Source organism: Occallatibacter gabretensis (assembly GCF_001449115.1).
In the GTDB taxonomy this organism is placed as follows: Bacteria; Acidobacteriota; Terriglobia; order Terriglobales; family Acidobacteriaceae; genus Telmatobacter; species Telmatobacter gabretensis.
On sequence record NZ_LAIJ01000006.1, the window covers coordinates 38,674 to 56,857 of the forward strand.

Below are 18,184 nucleotides of genomic sequence, written 5' to 3' on the forward strand. Positions count from 1 at the left end.
TCCCCCGCACGATTTGGCAATTCAGAGGTCTAAAGACCCTTGCTTCCTCCGAGTGATTTTGTGGGATTACACTGGTTGACAACGCGCAAGGTTCCCGAAATCCCACCATAAAGGCTCCTCTCACGATGATTCGCAAGATATTTGCATTTGCAGTCGCATGTTCTTTCGTTTCCGGCACCATGCCGGCGCAAGCTCCCCAACAGGCAACGCCGTTTGGTTATGTGGACTTCAGCAAGGAAGCCAAGACTGAGGCTTCGTTTCTGGCTATTCCGGATGCCAAGCTGGCCGGCGAGGAGCTGAAGATCCTGACTGCCGAGCCGCACCTGGCATCGACGCCTGAGGATCATAAGACCGCGGAATATGTGGCGGAGAAGTTCAAGGCAGCTGGTCTGGAGACGGAGATTGTTCCTTATCGGGTGCGACTGAATCAGCCGAAGGAGATTCGCATTGAGGCCTTTGGGCCTGACGGCAAACTGCTGATGAAGGGGCCGGAGCGAGAGCATGTGGGCGGCGATCCGTTTGAGAACGATCCGCGCGTGGTGATGCCATTTAATGGCTCGTCTGGCTCTGGCGATGTGACGGGCGACGTGGTGTATGCCAACTACGGGCGGCTGGAGGACTTTGACGAGCTTGCGGCGCAGCATGTGGACCTGCACGGCAAGATTGTGATTACGCGGTATGGCGCGAACTTTCGCGGCGTGAAGGTGATGATTGCGCAGCGGAGAGGCGCGGCGGGCGTGCTGATTTATAGCGATCCGCAGGATGATGGGTACTTCAAGGGCGATGCTTATCCGAATGGTCCGTGGCGGCCGGATAGCGGCGTGCAGCGCGGCTCGGTGCAGTTCCTCTCGATGTATCCGGGTGATTCTGAGACGCCGGGAGTGGCTTCGACGCTGGACCTGCCGGACTCGGCGCGCAAGTCGCCGGAGGGCAATGAGCCGAAGATTCCTTCGATTCCGATCAGCTATCACGATGCAGCACCGATTCTGCAGGCGCTGAAGGGCGCGAGTGTGTCGCAGGGATGGCAGGGCGCGCTGCCGTTTCGCTATCACGTGGGCGGAAGCGGCGTGAAGGTTCACATGGTTGCGATCCAGGATTATCAGCGGCGGATTATCTGGGACGTGATTGGCAAGGTAAAGGGATCGGAGCTGCCGGATGAGCTGGTGGTGGCTGGGAATCATCGCGATGCGTGGGTATATGGCGCGGTGGACCCGAACAGCGGCACGGCGTCGATGCTGGAGGCGGTGCATGGAGTGGGCGTGCTGCTGAAGCAGGGCTGGAAGCCGAAGCGCACGATGATTTTTTGCAGCTGGGATGCAGAAGAAGAAGGGCTGATTGGCTCGACCGAGTGGGTGGAAGAGCACGACAAGATGCTTGAACATGCCGTGGCTTACTTCAACATGGATGTGGCCGTATCGGGGCCGAACTTTTCGGCGGCGGCGGTGCCATCGTTGAAACAGTTTGTGCGCGAGGTGACGAAGGTCGTTCCTTCTCCTGCGGGCGGCACGGTGTACGAGGTGTGGAAGAACTCGCACACGGGCGAGAATGAGCACAGGGCTTCGAATGCGCCTTCCGACGGCGATGTACATGTGGGCGATCTGGGATCGGGGTCGGACTTTACGCCGTTTCTGCAGCATGTTGGCGTGCCTTCGACGGATGTGGGATCGGGCGGGCCTTACGGCGTGTACCACTCTGTGTTTGATAACTATGCATGGTTCACGATGAATGCCGATCCGCACTTTGTGTATCTGCAGGAGATGGCGCGGGTATTTGGGCTGGAAGCGATACGGATGGCGGATGTGGATGTGCTGCCGTATGACTATCCGGCGTATGCGAAGGAGATTGTGTCGTATGTGGATGGGGCGAAGCGCAAGGCGGCGGACGAGAAGTTGAGCGGCGTGGACCTGGCTCCGGTGGCAGCTGCGGCGCAGCGGTTTGCGGAGGCGGCGAAGAAGGTGCGGGCCGCACAGAGTGCGTCGGGCAGCGATGCGGCGAAGCTGGGCAAACTCAACCACGGACTGCGCGAGGCGGAGGCGGCGTTTATTTCGCAGGCGGGATTACCGCGTCGGCCGTGGTTCAAGCACACGATTTACGCGCCGGGGGAATTTACGGGCTATGCGGCGGTGGTGATTCCCGGCGTGAATGAGGCGATCGAGGCCAAGGATGCACCTCTGGCGAAGGAACAGGCCAAGGTGCTGATTGAGGCGCTTGATAAGGCTACGGCTGCGCTGAATGGTGCGGAGTAAGCAGGGCTGAGACGAGATATTCCGGGTCTGGCAGCTTTGCAGACCTGGGATATTGCACCACGCTGGCTTGCGCCTTGATCCGAATTTTGTATCCGATCACACGGCTATAATCTCAAGCGTGATCATCGCTAATCGATTTCCTGCGATTCTTGCATGCGGGCTGATACTTGTGTTCGGCCGTTGCGAGGCTCAACAAAGCGCACCCGTAACAATCCCAGTTGAAGTTACTTCGGGACTTGTCTATATGCAGGGTCAGGTCAACCAATCTGGCCCGCTGAACGTGGTTCTGGATACAGGCTCGTCATTCAGTATCGTTGATCCCTCGCTGGCACAAACGGCAGGTCTGACTTCTTCCCAGTCTGTAGAAGCTGCAGGGATGGGAAAAGGAGCGAGCCAGACAGTTCATCTTTTTGAGGATTCTGAGCTCCAATGGGGTAATCCAACGAATCCGCTTCAGCTTCTTCACCAGAAGGGCGCGATGTTGCCCATTCATTACATCTCAGAACAAGTGGGCAAACGTACGGATGCAATCTTTGGAAGTAATCTTTTCCTGAACTATACGATCGCAGTCGATTATCAACAACAGCGTGCAACCTTTACTTCAACCGATTCTGAAACAAGACCCTCCGGTACGGCAATTCCTATCGAGATATTTGGCAATGTTCCCTTTGTCGAGGTGACAATTCAGGGTGATGATGGCGAAAAGGTCTCTGGCCGATTTGTCGCAGATAGCGGAACCGCAGGAGCTATGATCTTAAGCAAGAAATTTCTGGAAGCTCATCCCCGCTTGATCGATAAGACTCATTTTGCGAATGCTCCTACCGTTACGGCAATCGGTGGCGAAATCCACGCCCAGCGTATTCAGATACAAGAGGTTGGAGTCGGTCCATTTGTATTCTCAAAAGTGATTGCGAATGTGCCTGACGCGAGTGTCGGCATTCTCTCCAATGATTCGATTGCTGGGACCATAGGGGCCGGTTTTTTTAGACGCTTCACTATTACGTGGGATTATGCTCGCAAGCAGATGTTTCTTGCGCCAAACAATGCCCTCAAAGACCCTTTTGAGACGGACTCAAGTGGATTGCATCTAGTTTCTTCCGGTCCGAGCTATGAAACAAGCGTGGTTGGCAGCGTGCTTCCCGGCTCGCCTGCTGCATTGGCTGGCTTGTCCCCTGGGGACCAGATCATCGCGATCGATGGCACGAAGGGGCTGCCTCTCTGGGAAATGGCGAAGATTTTCGGCGAAGCTGGAAGGTCGGTTGAACTGACGGTGCAACGAAAGTCGAACGTGCTGCAGGTGAAGCTGCTGCTTCGTAATCCATTTCAAAATGCGAATTGATATTTTCTTCCCCATGGTCATACTTACGGCTTTCTGTCACAGATATGGGTAACTGATGTGTCGATCCGCATCGCAACCTGCTAGCTTGCGTGGGATGCGGTAATGTGGAGAGAGATTGCTTTCTTCCTTCCCCTTGAGCGCTGCTGCCAATCCGTCTGACCTTCGAGAACTACTGCGCACTACTTTTGGGTTTCCGGCTTTCCGCGCTAATCAGGAAGAAGTTTGCGTTGCTGCGGTCGCAGGGCGCGATTTGCTGCTGGTGATGCCGACCGGGGCGGGCAAGAGCCTCTGCTATCAGCTTCCGGCGCTTGCTCGCGGGGGAACAGCGCTGGTGATTTCGCCGCTGATTGCATTGATGGAGGACCAGGCCTCGAAGCTTATTGCGCTGGGACTTAAAGTGGCGCGCATTCACTCCGGCATGGATCGCGCGGCTTCGCGCCAGGCCTGCGCGGACTATCTCAATGGAGATCTTCAGTTCTTTTTCATTGCGCCGGAGAGGCTGCGGGTTCCCGGCTTTGCGGAGATGCTGGCGAAGCGCTCGCTTTCGCTGATTGCGATTGATGAGGCGCATTGTATTTCGCAGTGGGGCCATGATTTCCGGCCGGATTACCGCATGCTGGGCGAGCGATTGCCGGAGTTGCGGAGAGGCAATGGCGAGGGGCAGGCTGCTCCGGTGCTGGCGCTGACGGCAACGGCTACGCCTACCGTGCAAGCCGACATTGTGGCGCAGCTCGGGATGCCTGCGCCGGCGAAGTTTATTCATGGCTTTCGACGAGACAACCTTGCGATTGAAGTTGTGGAAGTGCCCGTGCCTATGCGGGCTGCCGTTATTTGCAAATTTCTGAAAGATGCTTCGCGACGGCCCGCGATTGTCTATGCGCAGTCGCGCAAGCAGGCCGAATTACTGGCGGAGGAGCTATCGCACGTCGTTCGTGCTTCGGCGTACCATGCCGGGCTTGATTCGGCGATACGCGAAAGCGTGCAGCGCAGTTTTCAGCAGAGCGAGATCGATGTTGTAGTTGCGACCATTGCATTTGGCATGGGCATTGACAAGGCCGATATCCGCACGGTGATTCACGCCGGGCTGCCTGCGACTGTGGAGGGCTATTACCAGGAGATTGGGCGGGCGGGGCGCGATGGGCAGGCGAGCCGCACGATCCTGATGCATAGCTATGCCGACCGGCGGACGCATGATTTTCTGCTTGGACGGGATTATCCGCCGGTTGCGGATCTGGATCGCGTATACCGCCTGCTGCGCGAGGAACCGCGCGAGCTGGATGAGCTGCGGTATGAATCCAAGCTGAGCGATGAGGCCTTCGAAAAGGCGATTGAAAAGCTGCACATTCACGGTGGGGCGCGGGTGGACTTCAACGGTAATGCGACTGTGGGTGGTCCGGGGTGGAAGAAGACGTACGGGGTGCAGGCCGATTACCGGCGCGAGCAGCTTGAGCTTGTGGTGCGTTATGTGGAGGGTCATGGATGCCGCATGTCGGCGCTGGTGCGGCACTTTGGAGACGTAGAAGATGCGGCGCAGCCCTGTGGCGTGTGCGATGCCTGCGATCCGGCTGGTGCGGTGCTTTGTCTTTTCCGCAGGGCGACGCCGGTAGAGCGCACGCAGGCGCAGGATGTGATTGAATCGCTGCGTACTGCCACCTATAAAACGATCAAGCAATTGATGAGTGATCTGTCATGGGCTGAGCGCGTGGGACGGGATGATTTTGAGAAGCTGCTGGCTGCGATGCAGCGTGCCGGGCTGCTGGCGAGCGAAGAGGCTGTGTTTGAGAAGGATGGACGCGTTATTCCGTATCGCAAGATCAGTCTCACGGGTGCGGGGCTTGAAACACGGGCGACAACGGCAATTGCGCTGCTGCTTTCGGATGGCATTGCGGAGGAATTTGCTCCGGCGAGTTCATCGGGAAGTCGCAAGCGCAAGACGGGATCGAATGCTGGGACTTCCAGCGGAAAAACTTCCGGCGGCGGGACAGCGGCGCCGGTAGAATTGTCCGGCGTGAGTGTAGCGCTGGCCGCAAAACTGAAGGAATGGCGCACGTCAGAAGCTAAACGTCTGCGCGTTCCTCCCTTTATTGTCTGCCACGATCGCGCACTGAATGCTGTGGCGGCGGCGCGGCCGGTTAATCTACGGCAATTGCTTGACGTGGACGGGATTGGGCCTGCAAAGGCGGAGAAGTTTGGAGAGGCTATCCTTGAGATATGCAGATCTAATCCATAACGAGCCCTCAACCGTTGTGATGAGGGTCACTCTGGGATGGTTGACCCTGCCTGCTGCGGCCCGTATCGTTAGAGATGGCGGAATTCTATGAAACTCTCCTCAAGCAGCGTTCGAATCGGCCTAGCAGTGGCCGTCATTGTGGGCACCATCGGCTGGCTGGCGTGGTCCGGCTATGGGGCTAGTAAAAGCTATTACGTGACGATTGCGGAGCTGGGCGGTATGGGCGATAAGGCCTATTCGAGCAACCTGCGCGTGGAGGGCTTTGTGCAGCCGGGCTCGATTGAGCAGAGCGGAACGCATGTGGTCTTTCTGCTGAATGAGTTTGAGAGCCATTCGGCGAAGGCCGCGGGCGGCAAGCTGCTGAAAGTGGACTACAAGGGATCAGAGCCTCCGCCGGATACCTTCAAGGACAACTCGCAGGCGCTGGCGGCGGGTACGTTTGGTCGCGATGGGGTTTTCCACGCGAATATGCTGCAGGCGAAGTGCGCGAGCAAGTATGCACCGCAGCCTGGGGTTGCTCCGGGTTCGCAGCCGAGCGCCGCGCCCGCACAGGCAAGTCCACGAGCGGCTGTGGCTGTGCCTTCAACGGCGGGGTCGGCAAACTAACGCATGACGAGTGCGGCAAGTTCGGTGAGCTGCGCGCGGATTGAGAATGTCTCGAAGCTTTTTGGGTCTTTTGCGGCTCTGCGCCAGGTGAGCGCAGAGCTGGAGCCGGGCAAGTGTTACGTGCTGGTGGGCGAAAACGGCGCGGGTAAATCGACATTGCTGCGAATTCTGGCGGGGCTGCTGAGGCCTTCGCATGGGAGCGTGCGCGTGTTTGGCGAGGGTGAGCCGCACGAGGTGCGCGAGCGCATTGGCTATATGAGCCACGCGGCTATGCTTTACGACGAGTTCACGGGCGAAGAGAATTTGCGTTACTTTGCGAGCTTGTATGCGGGGCGGGAGTGCTTATCGCCTGCCGATGCGCTGCGGCAGGTGGGGCTGGACCCGGAGCTGAAGCGGCCAGTGGGGCAGTATTCGCAGGGGATGCGGCAGAGGGCTTCGCTGGCGCGAGTGCTGCTGGCGCAACCGGAATTACTTCTTCTCGATGAGCCATTCTCAAACATGGATGTGGAGAGTGTGCGGCAGATGGTGGATCTGCTGGCGCGGTTTCGACAGGCGAACCGCACGATTGTGATTACAACGCACCAGCGCGATCACGCCGCGCCGATTGCCGATTATGTGCTGACGCTGAAGGCGGGGCGCGTGGAGAGCTTGGCGCCGGGGAGTCCGACGCTATGAAGACCAATGGCGCGCGGTATCTCGAGAGCCTGGGGATTGCGTTTGAGCTGCGTGAGTACGAGGTGGATCCTGAGGACCTTTCCGCGATTACGGTGGCGAAGAAGATCGGGATGCCGCCGGAGCAGGTGTTCAAGACGCTGCTGACGGTGGGTGAGGGACAGCATATTTTTGCCGTGGTTCCGGGCGATGCGGAGCTGGACTTCAAGAAGCTGGCGAGGGCGGCGGGGATTCGCAAGGCGGAGATGGTAACGCTTAAAGATGTGCAGCCGCTGACGGGTTACATTCGCGGCGGCGTGACGATCTTTGGCGCGAAGAAGGTGTTTCCGGTGTATGTGGATGAGACTGTGGTGCTGTTCGACAAGATCAGTGTTTCTGCGGGGGCGCGTGGGACGCAGTTGATTCTTTCGCCGGAGGATTATTTGCGGGCGGCGGCGGCGCTGGAGGTAGCGGTCGAGACTGTGGACCTGACGAAAGCTGCTGCTGGAGGTCCGGCGGCATGATGAGCGTCGTTTGGACTCATTTGAAGAAGGATCTGCGCATCGAGTGGCGATCGAAAGAGGCCATCAACTCGATGCTGTTTTTTGCGCTGCTGGTGGTGGTGCTGTTCTCGCTGGCGTTTGATCCTCGGGGCTCGTTTGCGCGGGAGATTGCGGGCGGGGTGCTTTCGGTGGCGACATTGTTTGCTTCGGCAAGCGCGCTGAACCAGGCGTGGGCGCGGGAGATTCGCCACCAGGTGCTGGATGCGCAGAGGATGGCTCCTGCTTCGGGCGCGGCGTTGTTTCTGGCCAAGGCATTGGCTAATTTTCTCTTCGTAGAAATTGTGCAGCTGCTGCTGGCGCCGGTGTTCCTGGTGATGTACAACCTGCGCGTGGAAGGCGAGGCGTGGAAGCTGCTGCTGGTGCTGCCGCTGGGGACATGGGCGCTGGTGGCGAATGGGACGTTCTTTGCGGCGCTGTCGATTCGCAGCAGGAACCGCGAGATGCTGCTGCCGTTGATTCTGTTTCCTATTTTTATTCCGGCGCTGCTGGCGATGGTGCTTTCGATCACCGCGATTTTGACGGGTGAGAGCGATCCTGGGTTGTGGATCAAGCTGCTGTTTGGGTATGACATTATTTTTACGACGGTGTGTTTGCTGCTGTTTGATGTGGTGCTGCACGCGGAATAAAGGAGCATAACGATTGACGTTCATAACGATCATCGTTATTATCGAGATTGATTGAAAATTTCAGCGACGCCGACACGCAATTGCTCTGGGAGACAGGCAAGAGCCGGCGTATTCCAGCAAGTATTCGCACATCGGCTCTCAAGAAGCTGGCGATTCTGTACTGGGCAACGCAATTGATCGATCTGTCCGTGCCGCCCGGCAATCGTCTGGAGGCGCTGACGGGAGACCGCAAGGGGCAGCACAGCATTCGCATCAACGATCAATACAGACTCTGTTTTGTGTGGCGTAGCGGAGATGCGCACGATGTAGAAATTGTGGATTATCACTAGGAGCAAAACATGGAGACCATTCCCTTTGCGTTTTCTATTCATCCCGGCGAGATTCTTCTGACCGAATTTATGGAGCCGCTGAGTCTGACGGCCTACCGGCTGGCCAAGGAACTGCATATCTCCATTCCGCGGGTCAATGACCTAGTGCGCGGCAAACGCGGAATCACGGCGGATACGGCGTTGCGGCTAAGCCGGTACTTCGGCAACTCCGCGCAGTTCTGGATCGGTCTGCAGAGCGGTCATGATCTGTGGATTGCGTCGAAGAGCAGATCGCTGCAGAAGGTAAAGCCTCGCGCGAAGGCCGCGTGATGCCGATCACCAATCGATCACAAGATGGAGACTGAAAGCAAAACCGCAAAGTAAACTGGGGTTACGAATGAAAAAGATTGCCATTGGCGGTTATGCGGTCGCGGTGATTGCGCTGATGATCTGGGGCTTTTATCAGGCCATCTATGTTGCGCCGGATGACGCGATGCAGGGCGTGATCTTCCGCATCATTTATTACCATGTGCCATCGGCCTCGGTGGCGTTTTGCTTTTTTGCGGTGAGCCTGCTGGGATCGATTGGTTACCTGACGTGGCGGCGCAGCAAGCCGGACCTGGCGCAGATGGGCGATGCCTGGGCGCTGGCCGGAGCCGAGGTTGGCGTGGTGTTTTGCACCGTGGTGCTGGTGACCGGGCCTATCTGGGGACGGCGTGCGTGGGGCATCTGGTGGACATGGGATGCGCGGCTGACGACGACGCTGGTGCTTTGGCTGATTTATGTGAGCTACCTGCTGCTGAGGCGCTTTGCCGCCGGGCCGCAGGTGCAGACGCTGGCCGCGGTGCTGGGCATCTTTGGCGCGATGGACGTGCCGATTGTGTACATGTCGAACCGTTGGTGGAGGACGCAGCATCCGGCTCCGGTTTTTGGGGGCGCAGAGGGATCGGGCATGGACAAGTCGATGATTGGGCCGTTTCTATGGAATATGCTGGCGTGGTTTGCGTGGGGCGTGCTGATTCTGGGGCTGCGCTATGCGGTGGAGCGCCGGCGGCAGAAGAATGCTGAGTACGAAGCGCTGGATGCGCTGGAAGGCCGCGCTTAGAGCGCGATAAGGAAGACAATGGACGCAAGGGCGATTCTCGATCATCAGTTTCTGGTTGCGGCCTATGTGGCGACGTGGACCATTCAGCTTGCGTACCTGCTGCGGCTGGCGCTGAAGTGGCGTGCGGAGAAGCGTGCGGCGAAAACGCATGAGAACCGGAGCCGGTAAGGATTTGATGCACTCTGGAGCCGTCAACCTGTTGAGCCGTTTTGCGGCGATTGGCATGGCGTGCGTAGCGTTGGCCGGCTGCCGCCCGCATGATTTTCCGCAGTTCCCAGCGAACTATCGCGAGTATGCGTATGTAACCAACGGCGCGAGTGGCACGGTTTCGATCTTCGATGTAGTGAATGTGGGGCTGGACCGCGAGATTTCTGTGGGACAGAATCCGGTGGCTGTGGCGGCGAGTCCGACGAAGAACGAAGTTTACGTGGTGAACTCCGGACCGATGGGCGGACAGGGCTCAATTTCCGTGATTGATGCCACGAAGAATGCTATCAGCGCGACGATTCCTGTACACAGGCAGCCGGTTTCCATCGATATTGACCATGACGGGAAGCTGGCGTATGTGGCTGATTACGGCTCGAACATGGTTTCAGTGATTGACGTGGCGGCACGGCGGGAGATTGTGACGATTGGCGTGGGGGAGAAGCCGAAGGCTGCGCGGATCTCCGCAGATGGCAAGACGCTGGTGGTTGCCAACAGTGGCGGGGACTCGGTGACTGTGGTGGATGCGGCATCGCAGCGGGTGCGGACGACTTTTAGTGGCTGTCCGGGCGCGAGCGATGTGGTGATTCTGCCGGACTCTTCCAAAGCGCTTGTAAGCTGTGCGGGCGGGCACCAGGTGATGGCGATTGCGCTCGCGTTGCCGGATCAGCCGGGACGCACAGCGCTGCCGGACAAGCTCGAAGCGATGCTGGATGTGGGGCACGCGCCGGAGCATATGGCGCTGAAACCTGACGGCGGCGAGACGTTTGTGCTGAATTCGCTCTCGAACTCAGTATCAGAGGTTTACAACACGACGGACGAGGTGGGCTCGACGTACCTGATCGGCAATGGCCCCGCGAGTGGCGCGGTGACGAGCGACAATTCGATGCTCTATGTGGCGAATGCGCACTCGCAGTATGTGACGCTTTACTCGATTGACGACGGCAAACGGGCGGGATCGGTGCATGTGGGTGATGGACCTTCCGCGATGGCGTTTTCAAAGGCGGGCCATCTGCTGTTTGTGGTCGATACGGGCACTGGTGATGTGTCGGTAATCCGGACTTCTACGCGGTCATTGTTTGCGCTGCTGCCGGCGGGGCGTGGGCCGAATGCGATTGCGGTGAAGGGATTCAACGTGAAGTAAATTCAGCAGATGATATCCTGCAATCCTGACCGATCGGCAGCATATGGCCAACCCCAAACGGAAGCCGGATGTCTCTGGCATTTTCAATCTCGGCAACTCCGGCGGGGCTGACATTGCCCGCGACAAAGATGCGATGATTGCAGCGGCAGTTGATTCGCGCTACTCTTTCGAGCATGAAACCAACCATACGTCTTCTGCCGCTTCTATTGATGCTCATGCTTTGGACAGCAGGAAACGCGACCGAGAGCGATTCTAAACGGATAATCCCATGCAAGACTCCAGCAATCGCATCGTCCTGCTATTGGACGCACGGGCGCTTAAGAATGGGCAATGGCACTCCGTCTTTTCGACTTTGGAAGATTGGAACAAATCGCGTATTGGGCATTTATAGTGGCCCATCTATAGATCGATACCGCAGCCTGGATAATGAAGCGCCGCAGTTACCCACAAACGTGGAAAAAAGCATGCGGCTTAAAGCTGGCCCGGTCTGGCTTAATACAATTTATGCGGACTTTGAAGTTTGCCCGCTGGAGCCTGAGAAGCCCGAAGCGATGCAGGCGGCGTGCATTGAATCCGCGAAGAAAATTGTCATCGAACAGTGAGTTAATTGTTACTTTTTGCTGTTGCCCCACCGCGAGACGCTGTATTGTGCGCCGGCGAAGAGAATCAGTCCTGAGATGTAACCCCAGAAGAGTAATCCCACTGAGACGAAGAACGGGCCATAGAGCGAGTGCAGGTCCATGTGCGGCAGGACGAGCGCAAAAATGTACTTTGCCGCTAGCCAGATGAGGCCCGTAAGGATGGAGGTGCGAAGTACTGGCTTCCACGGCACCTTGCAGTTGGGCAGCACCCAATAAATGGAAAAGAAGAAGAGGATACAGGCTGCGCCGCTGCATGCGGCCAGCCACACATTGTTCACGGCGTTGTAAAACCAGTTGTCGGCCTTGTGGAACATGAGGAATGCGAGCACGGCCTTTTGTCCGGCTCCGAGGGCAATGGTCGCCATGCCCAGAATGACCATCCAGATGGCGAGGCCGAAGGCGACGAGCTGGTTCATGAGATAGTTGCGGCTCTTGGGGACGCCCCATGCCTGATTGAGCGCCACTTCCAGCGGAAGAAAAATGCCGGTGCAGGAGATCAGAATCAGGATCAGTGAGACGATCTGCAGGTGCCTGGGAACGACCAGCCTCAGTTGCGCCCAGAAACCGGCCGAGGCTGTTGAGGGGAAGTAGTCGCCCACAAGATCGTTAACGACGTCGGCCATGGCGTGCGAATGAAAGACGGTGAAGCAGAGCGTGTAGAGCAACGCCACAAAGGGGATGAACGAGAGAATGGAGTTGGCAGCCACGGAAAAGGCGAAGGTGTGCACCTCGCTGTCGAGGAGGTACTGCGCCAACTCCGCACCGCTTTTGCGCAGCAGGTACCATTTCGAAAGCCGTGGCGGCGTTTCCGTCACAGTGGACTGGGTGACGATGGCAGGCGCTTCGCAGGCGGCTACGTTTTCTGACGTGGAAGATACATCGGAATTTGAGAGATCGGGCATTTATGGTTCCTGACTTTAAGCTTCTGGTTCTATTTTGAGGCTTAGCCGCGGGATGGACATCAGGACAGCGTGAGTATGAATTTTTACGCGCAAGACTCTCTGATTTCAGAATACTTCGGAGTGGTGCGAATGCTGTCATTCGCGGGTATGGAAGCGCTCCGACGCATTTTCTGCTTGCATCTGATGCAAAATCCTGCCATAACTGGAGCACGAGCGCACCCGTAAAACCCTCCAATCAAGCATCTATCGATGGTCAGCAGGCGTGTCTCTTTCCCCCTTGTAGCCCTCTCACCGACCGTGCGTACATGCGTGGCGGATGAGGCGGCACAGCGATGTACCTACTTACGAGGAGAAGCGAATGAAGGAACAAGGTGTTGTGAAATGGTTCAACGGCGCTAAGGGCTATGGCTTTATTCAACGCTCCACCGGTGAAGACGTATTTGTGCACTTCTCTGCTATCCAGGAAAAAGGCTATAAAACGCTGAACGAAGGCGACTCGGTTGAGTTCGAATGCCAGCAGGGCCCCAAGGGGCTGAGCGCGGCAAACGTACTGCGGGCCGTTTAGAAATTCAGCGGGGTTTCACTTTTCTTCTTCAGATCGAATCTCAGATTGATTTTCTGACGAGCGATCTTCCAGTTTTTTTAACGCCCACTCCGCGGCGGCATGGAGTCCTGCGCCAGTTTCATGAGCTCCTGTTTCCGAAACTGGAGCCCGGAGCCAGGCGCGGAGTTGTGCGATGAAACGACGCTGGCCGCTGTTTCCCATGGCGATGGCAATGTTGCGCCGCAGCCCGAGGAAGCCTGCGCGGCGGACAGGCGAGCCGTTGAACGACTGCTCAAACTCCTGCTCCGTCAAGGAAGAAAGCCAGTCCAGCGTTGGGTTGACCAGCTCCGGACGCGGCGTGAGGCCTGGGTCTGGCGCGGGGGCCGGGCTATGTGACAGCTTGAGATTCCAAGGGCAGACATCCTGGCAAATGTCGCAGCCAAAGACCTGGCGGCCCATCTGCTCCATCAGCGCGGGCTCTATGGGACCACGATGCTCGATGGTGAGATACGAGATGCAGAGCCGGGCGTCCATTTTGTAGGGCGCGATGAGCGCGTTCGTTGGGCAGGCTTCGATGCAGCGACGGCAGCTTCCGCAGCGGTCTGGAATGGGCGCGGGAGCCTGCGCGGCAGGCGGCGCCGTGGGCGCTTCTACTCTTTGGACTGGCAGTGATGTGAGTAAAACGGCCAGAAAGGTGAACGAACCATGCTTTGGATGGATGAGGCAGGTGTTTTTCGCCTGCCAGCCGAGGCCTGCCGCGACGGCTAGTGAGCGCTCGACTACCGGGCCGGTATCGACGTAAGCGCGTGATTCAAATGCACCGTATTCCTGGTGCAGGTGCGCCTCAAGCGCGTGAAGTCGCTTGAGCAAAATTTTGTGATAGTCGCTGGGACGGCGCTGACCATCAGGATCTGTGCGGCCGGATTGTGCGTAACGGGCAATCCATCCGGCATCGGACGGGGCGTGATCCGTGGAAAGCGGCTGCGAGCCGTTATAGCTGGCTGAGCAGAGAATGGCGGATTGGGCCCATGGAAATGGAATGCGGAGGCGGGAGCGAACGGGCGCACCAGCGTCGTCGGTGCGCTCGAGATAACTCATGGTTCCGGCGCGACCTTCTTTGAGCCACTGCTGAAAACGGCTGGCATCCCGTTCTTCCTTCTCATGCGGCAGAGAAACGACGCCGGCCTCGGTGAATCCAGCCTTAAGAGCCAGAGAACGAGCGACATCGCGGCTCAAACGAGGCGGATCCGCCTGCGGAGTGGGTTCCACACTTGATTCCTGACCGGTTCTGGGGCCGGAGTTTTGCAGCTTGATTGGAACCGCCTCCCTTCCCTTTGCGTAGAGGCTCACATATGTCCGATAGCGGACGGCCTGAACGCAGACGAACAGAACAGAGCTGAAACGGACAGGGCCGAAACACCACTATTCCTTTTGATTTGAGCATATTTCAGCACTTTCGGCTTTGGCAGGCTATGTGCAAATAAGAAGTACAACGGCGCGCGCAGGCATCGGGATGGACCCGGCTGGACGACGCGCTGGAGGGGAGTTTGCGATGAATACGGTAATGGAAAGAAAAAATCAGACGATTGTAGCGGTTCCGAGCGGGATAACAGAGTTGGTGCGAGGCAGCGATCTGCGTCTTGTGGGGTATGTGGAACCGCTGGTTCGCTCACAGGATGTCATGTTGGACTTCTCAGCGATTGAGCGCGTAGACGCGGCGGGCATTGCGGCGCTGATTGCGCTGTACGGGACTGCGCGCAGCACGGGACACAGCTTCCGCTTATGCGACGTGCGGAAACATGTATCGGAAGTGCTGGCGCTGGTGGGACTGGAGCACATTCTTGTGGAATGCACGGCGGACTGGAACTCTCCAGTCCGCGGCACGCTGGCGCAAACAGCCGCGTAACAGGCTACTTTACTTCCCTTCCGGCGCAAAGTAGCCTTCGCGCGTGGAAACGACCAGATCGTCCTTATTCGCCTTGAGCAGAATTTTGTGGAAGCCGCCTTCGGTATCCACTTTGTCCGGTGTGTAGGTGAGCAGGTACTGGTTGCGAAGCTCCTCTTCTATCAACTTATAGATGTTGTCGAGGTCGTCTTTCTTTTTGGCCTCAAAGGCATGGCCGCCGGTGCGGTCGGCGATCTGCTGCATGATCTTTTTGCCGTCCACGCCGTTTCCGCTGGTTGGCTCAGAGCCGCGGCGGCCGCCACCATTACCGCCGGGATACCCTCCTCCGCCGCCGGGATAGCCGCCACCTCCGCCAGGGTAGCCGCCGCCGCCGCGATGGCCACCGGGAAAGCCGTTCGAATTGCCCTGCTGCTCACCTTTGAAAAAGATGGTGTAGATGGCGAGGTTCGCCTTGTCGGCGGCGTCCACGGCTTCATTCAAAGTGACTTTGCTGCCGCGGTCACCTCCGTCTGAGAAGACAACCAGGGCTTTGCGGCCATCCTTGGACTTCATCAGCTCGTCTGATGCCAGGTAAATTGCGTCATAGAGCTGGGTTCCGCCACGGCTACGCTGGGGGCGGTCTTCGTTGCTACCGCCATTGCTGCTGCCATTGCCGCCACCGTTGTTAGTACCGGAGTCCGTGCCTTCATAGCGCTCCTGTCGCGATGCGCTCATGTCATCCAGTTCACGGTGCAGCTTCTCACGGGAGTTGGTAAAGTCCTGGAGCAACTCGACTTCGCGGTCAAAGTGGAGGAGGAATGCCTGATCCTTGCTCTCGGGAGGCGGTGCGGGCAGCATCAGGTCGATGAACTTTCCCGTGGAGGTGCGTACCTGCTGTATCACGTTGCTCATGCTGCGGCTTGTATCTACCAGCAGGCCGATGCGAAAGGGCAGATTGGTCTCGTGAGAGAAGCCCTTGATGACCTGTGGACGGCTGTCTTCGGTGAGCGTGAAGTCGGTCTTCTGCAGTGTCGTCACCAGCACCCCGTGCTTGTCGCGGACGGTGACAGGGAGAATGACTTCGCGTGACTGGATGTGGAGTGTGGCCGAAGAACCAGCCGGAGGGGTGTTCTGCTGGGCTGAACAGAGTGAGGGCGAGAGCGCGCCACTGGAGATGGAGACAAGCGCCAGGACAAGAAGCGGGAGAGCAATTCTGGAATGCATAGCGTGCGGGGATTGCATGGCTTCGGTTGATTAGACGCGAATGCCGGAGCGGCGTTGCAGAAAGTAACAGATGTGATTGCAGAGGGATTTTTGTTGCCGCGAATGAAACGCAGGACTATCCTCGCTGCACAACCAATTACATGGCGGTTTTGAGACCGCGAGGAGAGTACTGTGCCGAAGTTCGTGATCGAGAGGGAGATTCCCGGGGCTGGGCAGATGACGCCGGAGACACTGCAGGCGGTTTCTCAGAAATCATGCGGAGTGCTGAAGAACATGGGCCCGCAGATTCAATGGGTGCAGAGCTACGTGACCGACAACAAGATTTACTGCATCTACATCGCCCCGGACGAGGCCACGGTGCGGGAACATGCCAGCCAGGGCGGCTTCCCTGCTAACTCGGTGGCGCAGGTGCGAACGGTGATCGACCCGACGACGGCGGAATAACGCGCGCAGAAAAGAATACCGGGTCTGCGGCTATTTTTCCGCCAGGCTCCGCTCAATGCGCGCGGAAACGGTGGGATAGATAGCGATCTGGTGTGAGCGGGCGAGCATGCGCAGGGTGTGCCCGCCGGTGTTGGAGACAATTTTGTCGGATTCGCCAAGCGGCATGTGGCAACTGACGCATTTTGTGCGAATGGCCTGCCCCAGGACCGGGTATTTTCCACAAGTTTGCATTTGATGGCAGGTAAGGCAACGGCGGGAATAGGATTCCGCCGATGCGGGGCGCTCATGCACGTCGTGGCAGGTGGAGCAGGTCATATTGCTGGAGTTGAAACATTTGCTCAGTTCCAAAGCGCCGACCTGGTTGCCATGTACGTCCACTGCATCGCCGGGAGCTGCCGGCTGAATGGCAAGATAGTCTTCGAGGTGGTCCCCGACCTGGAAAGTCAATGGCGGGAGACGTGAATCCACTGCGCCGGCATGGCAGAGAGAGCAGAGATCGAGCTGCCGCGCGCGGGAGAGATGCGCAGGATTGACGATGGCAAGGTCTGCCGGAGCCAGGCGAGGACCCTGGCGCGATGTGGCGGCGCGCTCGCGAGCGACGTGATCGGCGCCGGGACCGTGGCAGCGCTCGCAGTTGATTCCGTAGACAATGCCGGTCTTTGCGAAGCGATTGGGGTCGGGAGCAATCCAGCTGAAGTAGCTGGTGTGACACTCCAGGCAACGAGGCTCCACGGGACGATCAAAATGTACCTGCCCATCCGGGAAACCGGGACTGATGATCCATGAATGATCCGGCGCCCAGTAAGAGGCCGGCAGTTCATAGAGCTGGTCGTCATTCCAATAAAGGTAAGACTGCCCGTGACGGCCTGAGCCGATGGCTATGTCAAAACGCTCACTGAGATGGTTCTGCGGATCCGAGAGATTCACGGCGTTCTGGTAGAAACCGTCGGGGCTGGAGGTCATCTTGATGACAAGGTTGTGGTCCGAGGTATGCAGAAGATCGCGCCCAGGAAGAAAGCTGCCGAGGATGTGCCCAGCCGATGCAGGAGCGGAGTCGCGAGCGTGCGGGGTGAACGCGTAAGTTACAGCTTGCTTGCGATGACACTGGGCACAGGCTACGTCTCCCGCGTAGGCACTGGGCTTTGGCTGATCGTGAGTCGACACAGGGGCTGCGAGCGCCTGCGAAAGCACTATTGGCGCCAGCGCAACACATGCCAGCAGGAGAATGCCTCCGCCTGCGCGCAGCTTGTTCCCGGTCTTCACTCGGAAGCTGTCTGAAATCTGGTCTCTCGATTTCATCTCAGCCGACTCTATTACCCCTGAGTGATGCGGCAATCGTATACGTCCGGAACTCGAAAATCTGCGAACAACGAGCCGTCGAGGATTCCTACTGGCAGAGACGTAGGAGGTATCAAGACAGTTTCATGAATAATTTGTGCATAAGGTCTTGGTCTGCCCGGCTTGCTTTGTACCAGTGACTAAGAGACACACTGGAATGAGGAGAGCAAGATGGCACGAGGTA

Annotated in this window: 20 protein-coding genes; 16 read left to right on the plus strand and 4 right to left on the minus strand. The window is 57.9% G+C overall.

Annotation, left to right across the window (positions count from 1 at the left end):
- The first annotated feature begins 125 nt into the window (after positions 1-125).
- The 13 genes from VO84_RS04835 to VO84_RS22405 all read left to right on the plus strand — a co-directional run bounded on the left by VO84_RS04835 (position 126) and on the right by VO84_RS22405 (position 11,624).
- Positions 126-2,246 (plus strand): M28 family metallopeptidase, encoded by a 2,121-nt coding sequence (locus VO84_RS04835; protein ID WP_058186162.1) that lies wholly within the window; start codon positions 126-128, stop codon positions 2,244-2,246.
- A 118-nt stretch (positions 2,247-2,364) separates the two neighbouring features.
- Positions 2,365-3,585, plus strand: a complete 1,221-nt coding sequence (locus VO84_RS04840; RefSeq protein WP_157439727.1) for an aspartyl protease family protein — start codon at positions 2,365-2,367, stop codon at positions 3,583-3,585.
- A 115-nt stretch (positions 3,586-3,700) separates the two neighbouring features.
- Positions 3,701-5,815: a RecQ family ATP-dependent DNA helicase gene (locus VO84_RS04845; protein WP_058186164.1), complete on the plus strand. Its 2,115-nt coding sequence runs from the start codon at positions 3,701-3,703 to the stop codon at positions 5,813-5,815.
- Positions 5,816-5,902: 87 nt separating this feature from the next.
- Positions 5,903-6,421, plus strand: a complete 519-nt coding sequence (locus tag VO84_RS04850; RefSeq protein WP_058186165.1) for a cytochrome c maturation protein CcmE — start codon at positions 5,903-5,905, stop codon at positions 6,419-6,421.
- Positions 6,422-6,424: 3 nt separating this feature from the next.
- The gene (gene ccmA, locus VO84_RS04855; protein WP_058186166.1) at positions 6,425-7,096 is read left to right on the plus strand and encodes a heme ABC exporter ATP-binding protein CcmA; all 672 of its coding nucleotides are present in this window, start codon (positions 6,425-6,427) and stop codon (positions 7,094-7,096) included.
- Positions 7,093-7,596, plus strand: coding sequence for a Cys-tRNA(Pro) deacylase (ybaK, locus tag VO84_RS04860; protein WP_058186167.1), 504 nt, complete (start codon positions 7,093-7,095; stop codon positions 7,594-7,596). The genes ccmA and ybaK overlap by 4 nt, the downstream gene beginning before the upstream one ends.
- Positions 7,593-8,261 (plus strand): heme exporter protein CcmB, encoded by a 669-nt coding sequence (locus tag VO84_RS04865; protein ID WP_058186168.1) that lies wholly within the window; start codon positions 7,593-7,595, stop codon positions 8,259-8,261. Before ybaK ends, VO84_RS04865 begins: the two co-directional genes overlap by 4 nt.
- A 47-nt stretch (positions 8,262-8,308) precedes the next feature.
- On the plus strand, positions 8,309-8,590 hold the full coding sequence (locus VO84_RS04870) for a type II toxin-antitoxin system RelE/ParE family toxin (protein ID WP_058186169.1): 282 nt from the start codon (positions 8,309-8,311) through the stop codon (positions 8,588-8,590).
- Positions 8,591-8,599: 9 nt separating this feature from the next.
- Positions 8,600-8,899, plus strand: a complete 300-nt coding sequence (locus VO84_RS04875) for a HigA family addiction module antitoxin (protein ID WP_058186170.1) — start codon at positions 8,600-8,602, stop codon at positions 8,897-8,899.
- A 67-nt stretch (positions 8,900-8,966) separates the two neighbouring features.
- Positions 8,967-9,674: a cytochrome c biogenesis protein CcsA gene (gene ccsA, locus VO84_RS04880; RefSeq protein WP_058186171.1), complete on the plus strand. Its 708-nt coding sequence runs from the start codon at positions 8,967-8,969 to the stop codon at positions 9,672-9,674.
- An 18-nt stretch (positions 9,675-9,692) separates the two neighbouring features.
- Positions 9,693-9,842, plus strand: coding sequence for a hypothetical protein (locus tag VO84_RS22400; protein WP_157439728.1), 150 nt, complete (start codon positions 9,693-9,695; stop codon positions 9,840-9,842).
- Entirely contained in the window at positions 9,823-11,022 is a 1,200-nt protein-coding gene (locus VO84_RS04885; RefSeq protein ID WP_231737784.1) for a YncE family protein, read from the plus strand. Before VO84_RS22400 ends, VO84_RS04885 begins: the two co-directional genes overlap by 20 nt.
- 173 nt (positions 11,023-11,195) lie before the next feature.
- Positions 11,196-11,624, plus strand: a complete 429-nt coding sequence (locus VO84_RS22405) for a hypothetical protein (RefSeq protein ID WP_197413897.1) — start codon at positions 11,196-11,198, stop codon at positions 11,622-11,624.
- Between the two features lie 8 nt (positions 11,625-11,632).
- Here VO84_RS22405 and VO84_RS04895 read toward each other — a convergent pair whose 3' ends face one another.
- On the minus strand, positions 11,633-12,565 hold the full coding sequence (locus VO84_RS04895) for a YihY/virulence factor BrkB family protein (RefSeq protein ID WP_058186173.1): 933 nt from the start codon (positions 12,563-12,565) through the stop codon (positions 11,633-11,635).
- A 358-nt stretch (positions 12,566-12,923) separates the two neighbouring features.
- On the opposite strand from VO84_RS04895, the gene VO84_RS04900 reads away from it, so the two are divergent.
- Positions 12,924-13,130, plus strand: coding sequence for a cold-shock protein (locus VO84_RS04900; protein ID WP_058186174.1), 207 nt, complete (start codon positions 12,924-12,926; stop codon positions 13,128-13,130).
- 15 nt (positions 13,131-13,145) lie between these two features.
- On the opposite strand, the gene queG is transcribed toward VO84_RS04900, so the two are convergent.
- Positions 13,146-14,378 carry a tRNA epoxyqueuosine(34) reductase QueG gene (queG, locus tag VO84_RS04905; RefSeq protein WP_058186175.1) on the minus strand — a complete coding sequence of 411 codons (1,233 nt, stop codon included), beginning with the start codon at positions 14,376-14,378 and terminating at the stop codon, positions 13,146-13,148.
- 283 nt (positions 14,379-14,661) lie between these two features.
- Here queG and VO84_RS04910 point away from each other — a divergent pair, with 283 nt between their 5' ends.
- Positions 14,662-15,015 (plus strand): STAS domain-containing protein, encoded by a 354-nt coding sequence (locus VO84_RS04910; RefSeq protein ID WP_058186176.1) that lies wholly within the window; start codon positions 14,662-14,664, stop codon positions 15,013-15,015.
- Positions 15,016-15,024: 9 nt separating this feature from the next.
- Here VO84_RS04910 and VO84_RS04915 read toward each other — a convergent pair whose 3' ends face one another.
- Entirely contained in the window at positions 15,025-16,218 is a 1,194-nt protein-coding gene (locus VO84_RS04915) for a VWA domain-containing protein (protein ID WP_058186177.1), read from the minus strand.
- A gap of 171 nt (positions 16,219-16,389) precedes the next feature.
- On the opposite strand from VO84_RS04915, the gene VO84_RS04920 reads away from it, so the two are divergent.
- Positions 16,390-16,662, plus strand: coding sequence for a DUF4242 domain-containing protein (locus tag VO84_RS04920; RefSeq protein ID WP_058186178.1), 273 nt, complete (start codon positions 16,390-16,392; stop codon positions 16,660-16,662).
- Positions 16,663-16,692: 30 nt separating this feature from the next.
- On the opposite strand, the gene VO84_RS04925 is transcribed toward VO84_RS04920, so the two are convergent.
- Complete coding sequence (locus VO84_RS04925) at positions 16,693-17,961, minus strand: multiheme c-type cytochrome (protein WP_082661721.1); 1,269 nt, start codon at positions 17,959-17,961, stop codon at positions 16,693-16,695.
- Positions 17,962-18,184 lie beyond the last annotated feature (223 nt).

Coding starts and splice junctions, on each gene's coding strand:
- VO84_RS04925 (WP_082661721.1), bottom strand. CDS start 17,961: ATGAAATCGAGAGACCAGATTTCAGACAGCTTCCGAGTGAAGACCGGG.
- VO84_RS22400 (WP_157439728.1), top strand. CDS start 9,693: ATGGACGCAAGGGCGATTCTCGATCATCAGTTTCTGGTTGCGGCCTAT.
- ybaK (WP_058186167.1), top strand. CDS start 7,093: ATGAAGACCAATGGCGCGCGGTATCTCGAGAGCCTGGGGATTGCGTTT.
- VO84_RS04885 (WP_231737784.1), top strand. CDS start 9,823: ATGAGAACCGGAGCCGGTAAGGATTTGATGCACTCTGGAGCCGTCAAC.
- VO84_RS22405 (WP_197413897.1), top strand. CDS start 11,196: ATGAAACCAACCATACGTCTTCTGCCGCTTCTATTGATGCTCATGCTT.
- VO84_RS04865 (WP_058186168.1), top strand. CDS start 7,593: ATGATGAGCGTCGTTTGGACTCATTTGAAGAAGGATCTGCGCATCGAG.
- VO84_RS04835 (WP_058186162.1), top strand. CDS start 126: ATGATTCGCAAGATATTTGCATTTGCAGTCGCATGTTCTTTCGTTTCC.
- VO84_RS04850 (WP_058186165.1), top strand. CDS start 5,903: ATGAAACTCTCCTCAAGCAGCGTTCGAATCGGCCTAGCAGTGGCCGTC.
- ccsA (WP_058186171.1), top strand. CDS start 8,967: ATGAAAAAGATTGCCATTGGCGGTTATGCGGTCGCGGTGATTGCGCTG.
- ccmA (WP_058186166.1), top strand. CDS start 6,425: ATGACGAGTGCGGCAAGTTCGGTGAGCTGCGCGCGGATTGAGAATGTC.
- VO84_RS04900 (WP_058186174.1), top strand. CDS start 12,924: ATGAAGGAACAAGGTGTTGTGAAATGGTTCAACGGCGCTAAGGGCTAT.
- VO84_RS04915 (WP_058186177.1), bottom strand. CDS start 16,218: ATGCATTCCAGAATTGCTCTCCCGCTTCTTGTCCTGGCGCTTGTCTCC.
- VO84_RS04895 (WP_058186173.1), bottom strand. CDS start 12,565: ATGCCCGATCTCTCAAATTCCGATGTATCTTCCACGTCAGAAAACGTA.
- VO84_RS04910 (WP_058186176.1), top strand. CDS start 14,662: ATGAATACGGTAATGGAAAGAAAAAATCAGACGATTGTAGCGGTTCCG.
- VO84_RS04875 (WP_058186170.1), top strand. CDS start 8,600: ATGGAGACCATTCCCTTTGCGTTTTCTATTCATCCCGGCGAGATTCTT.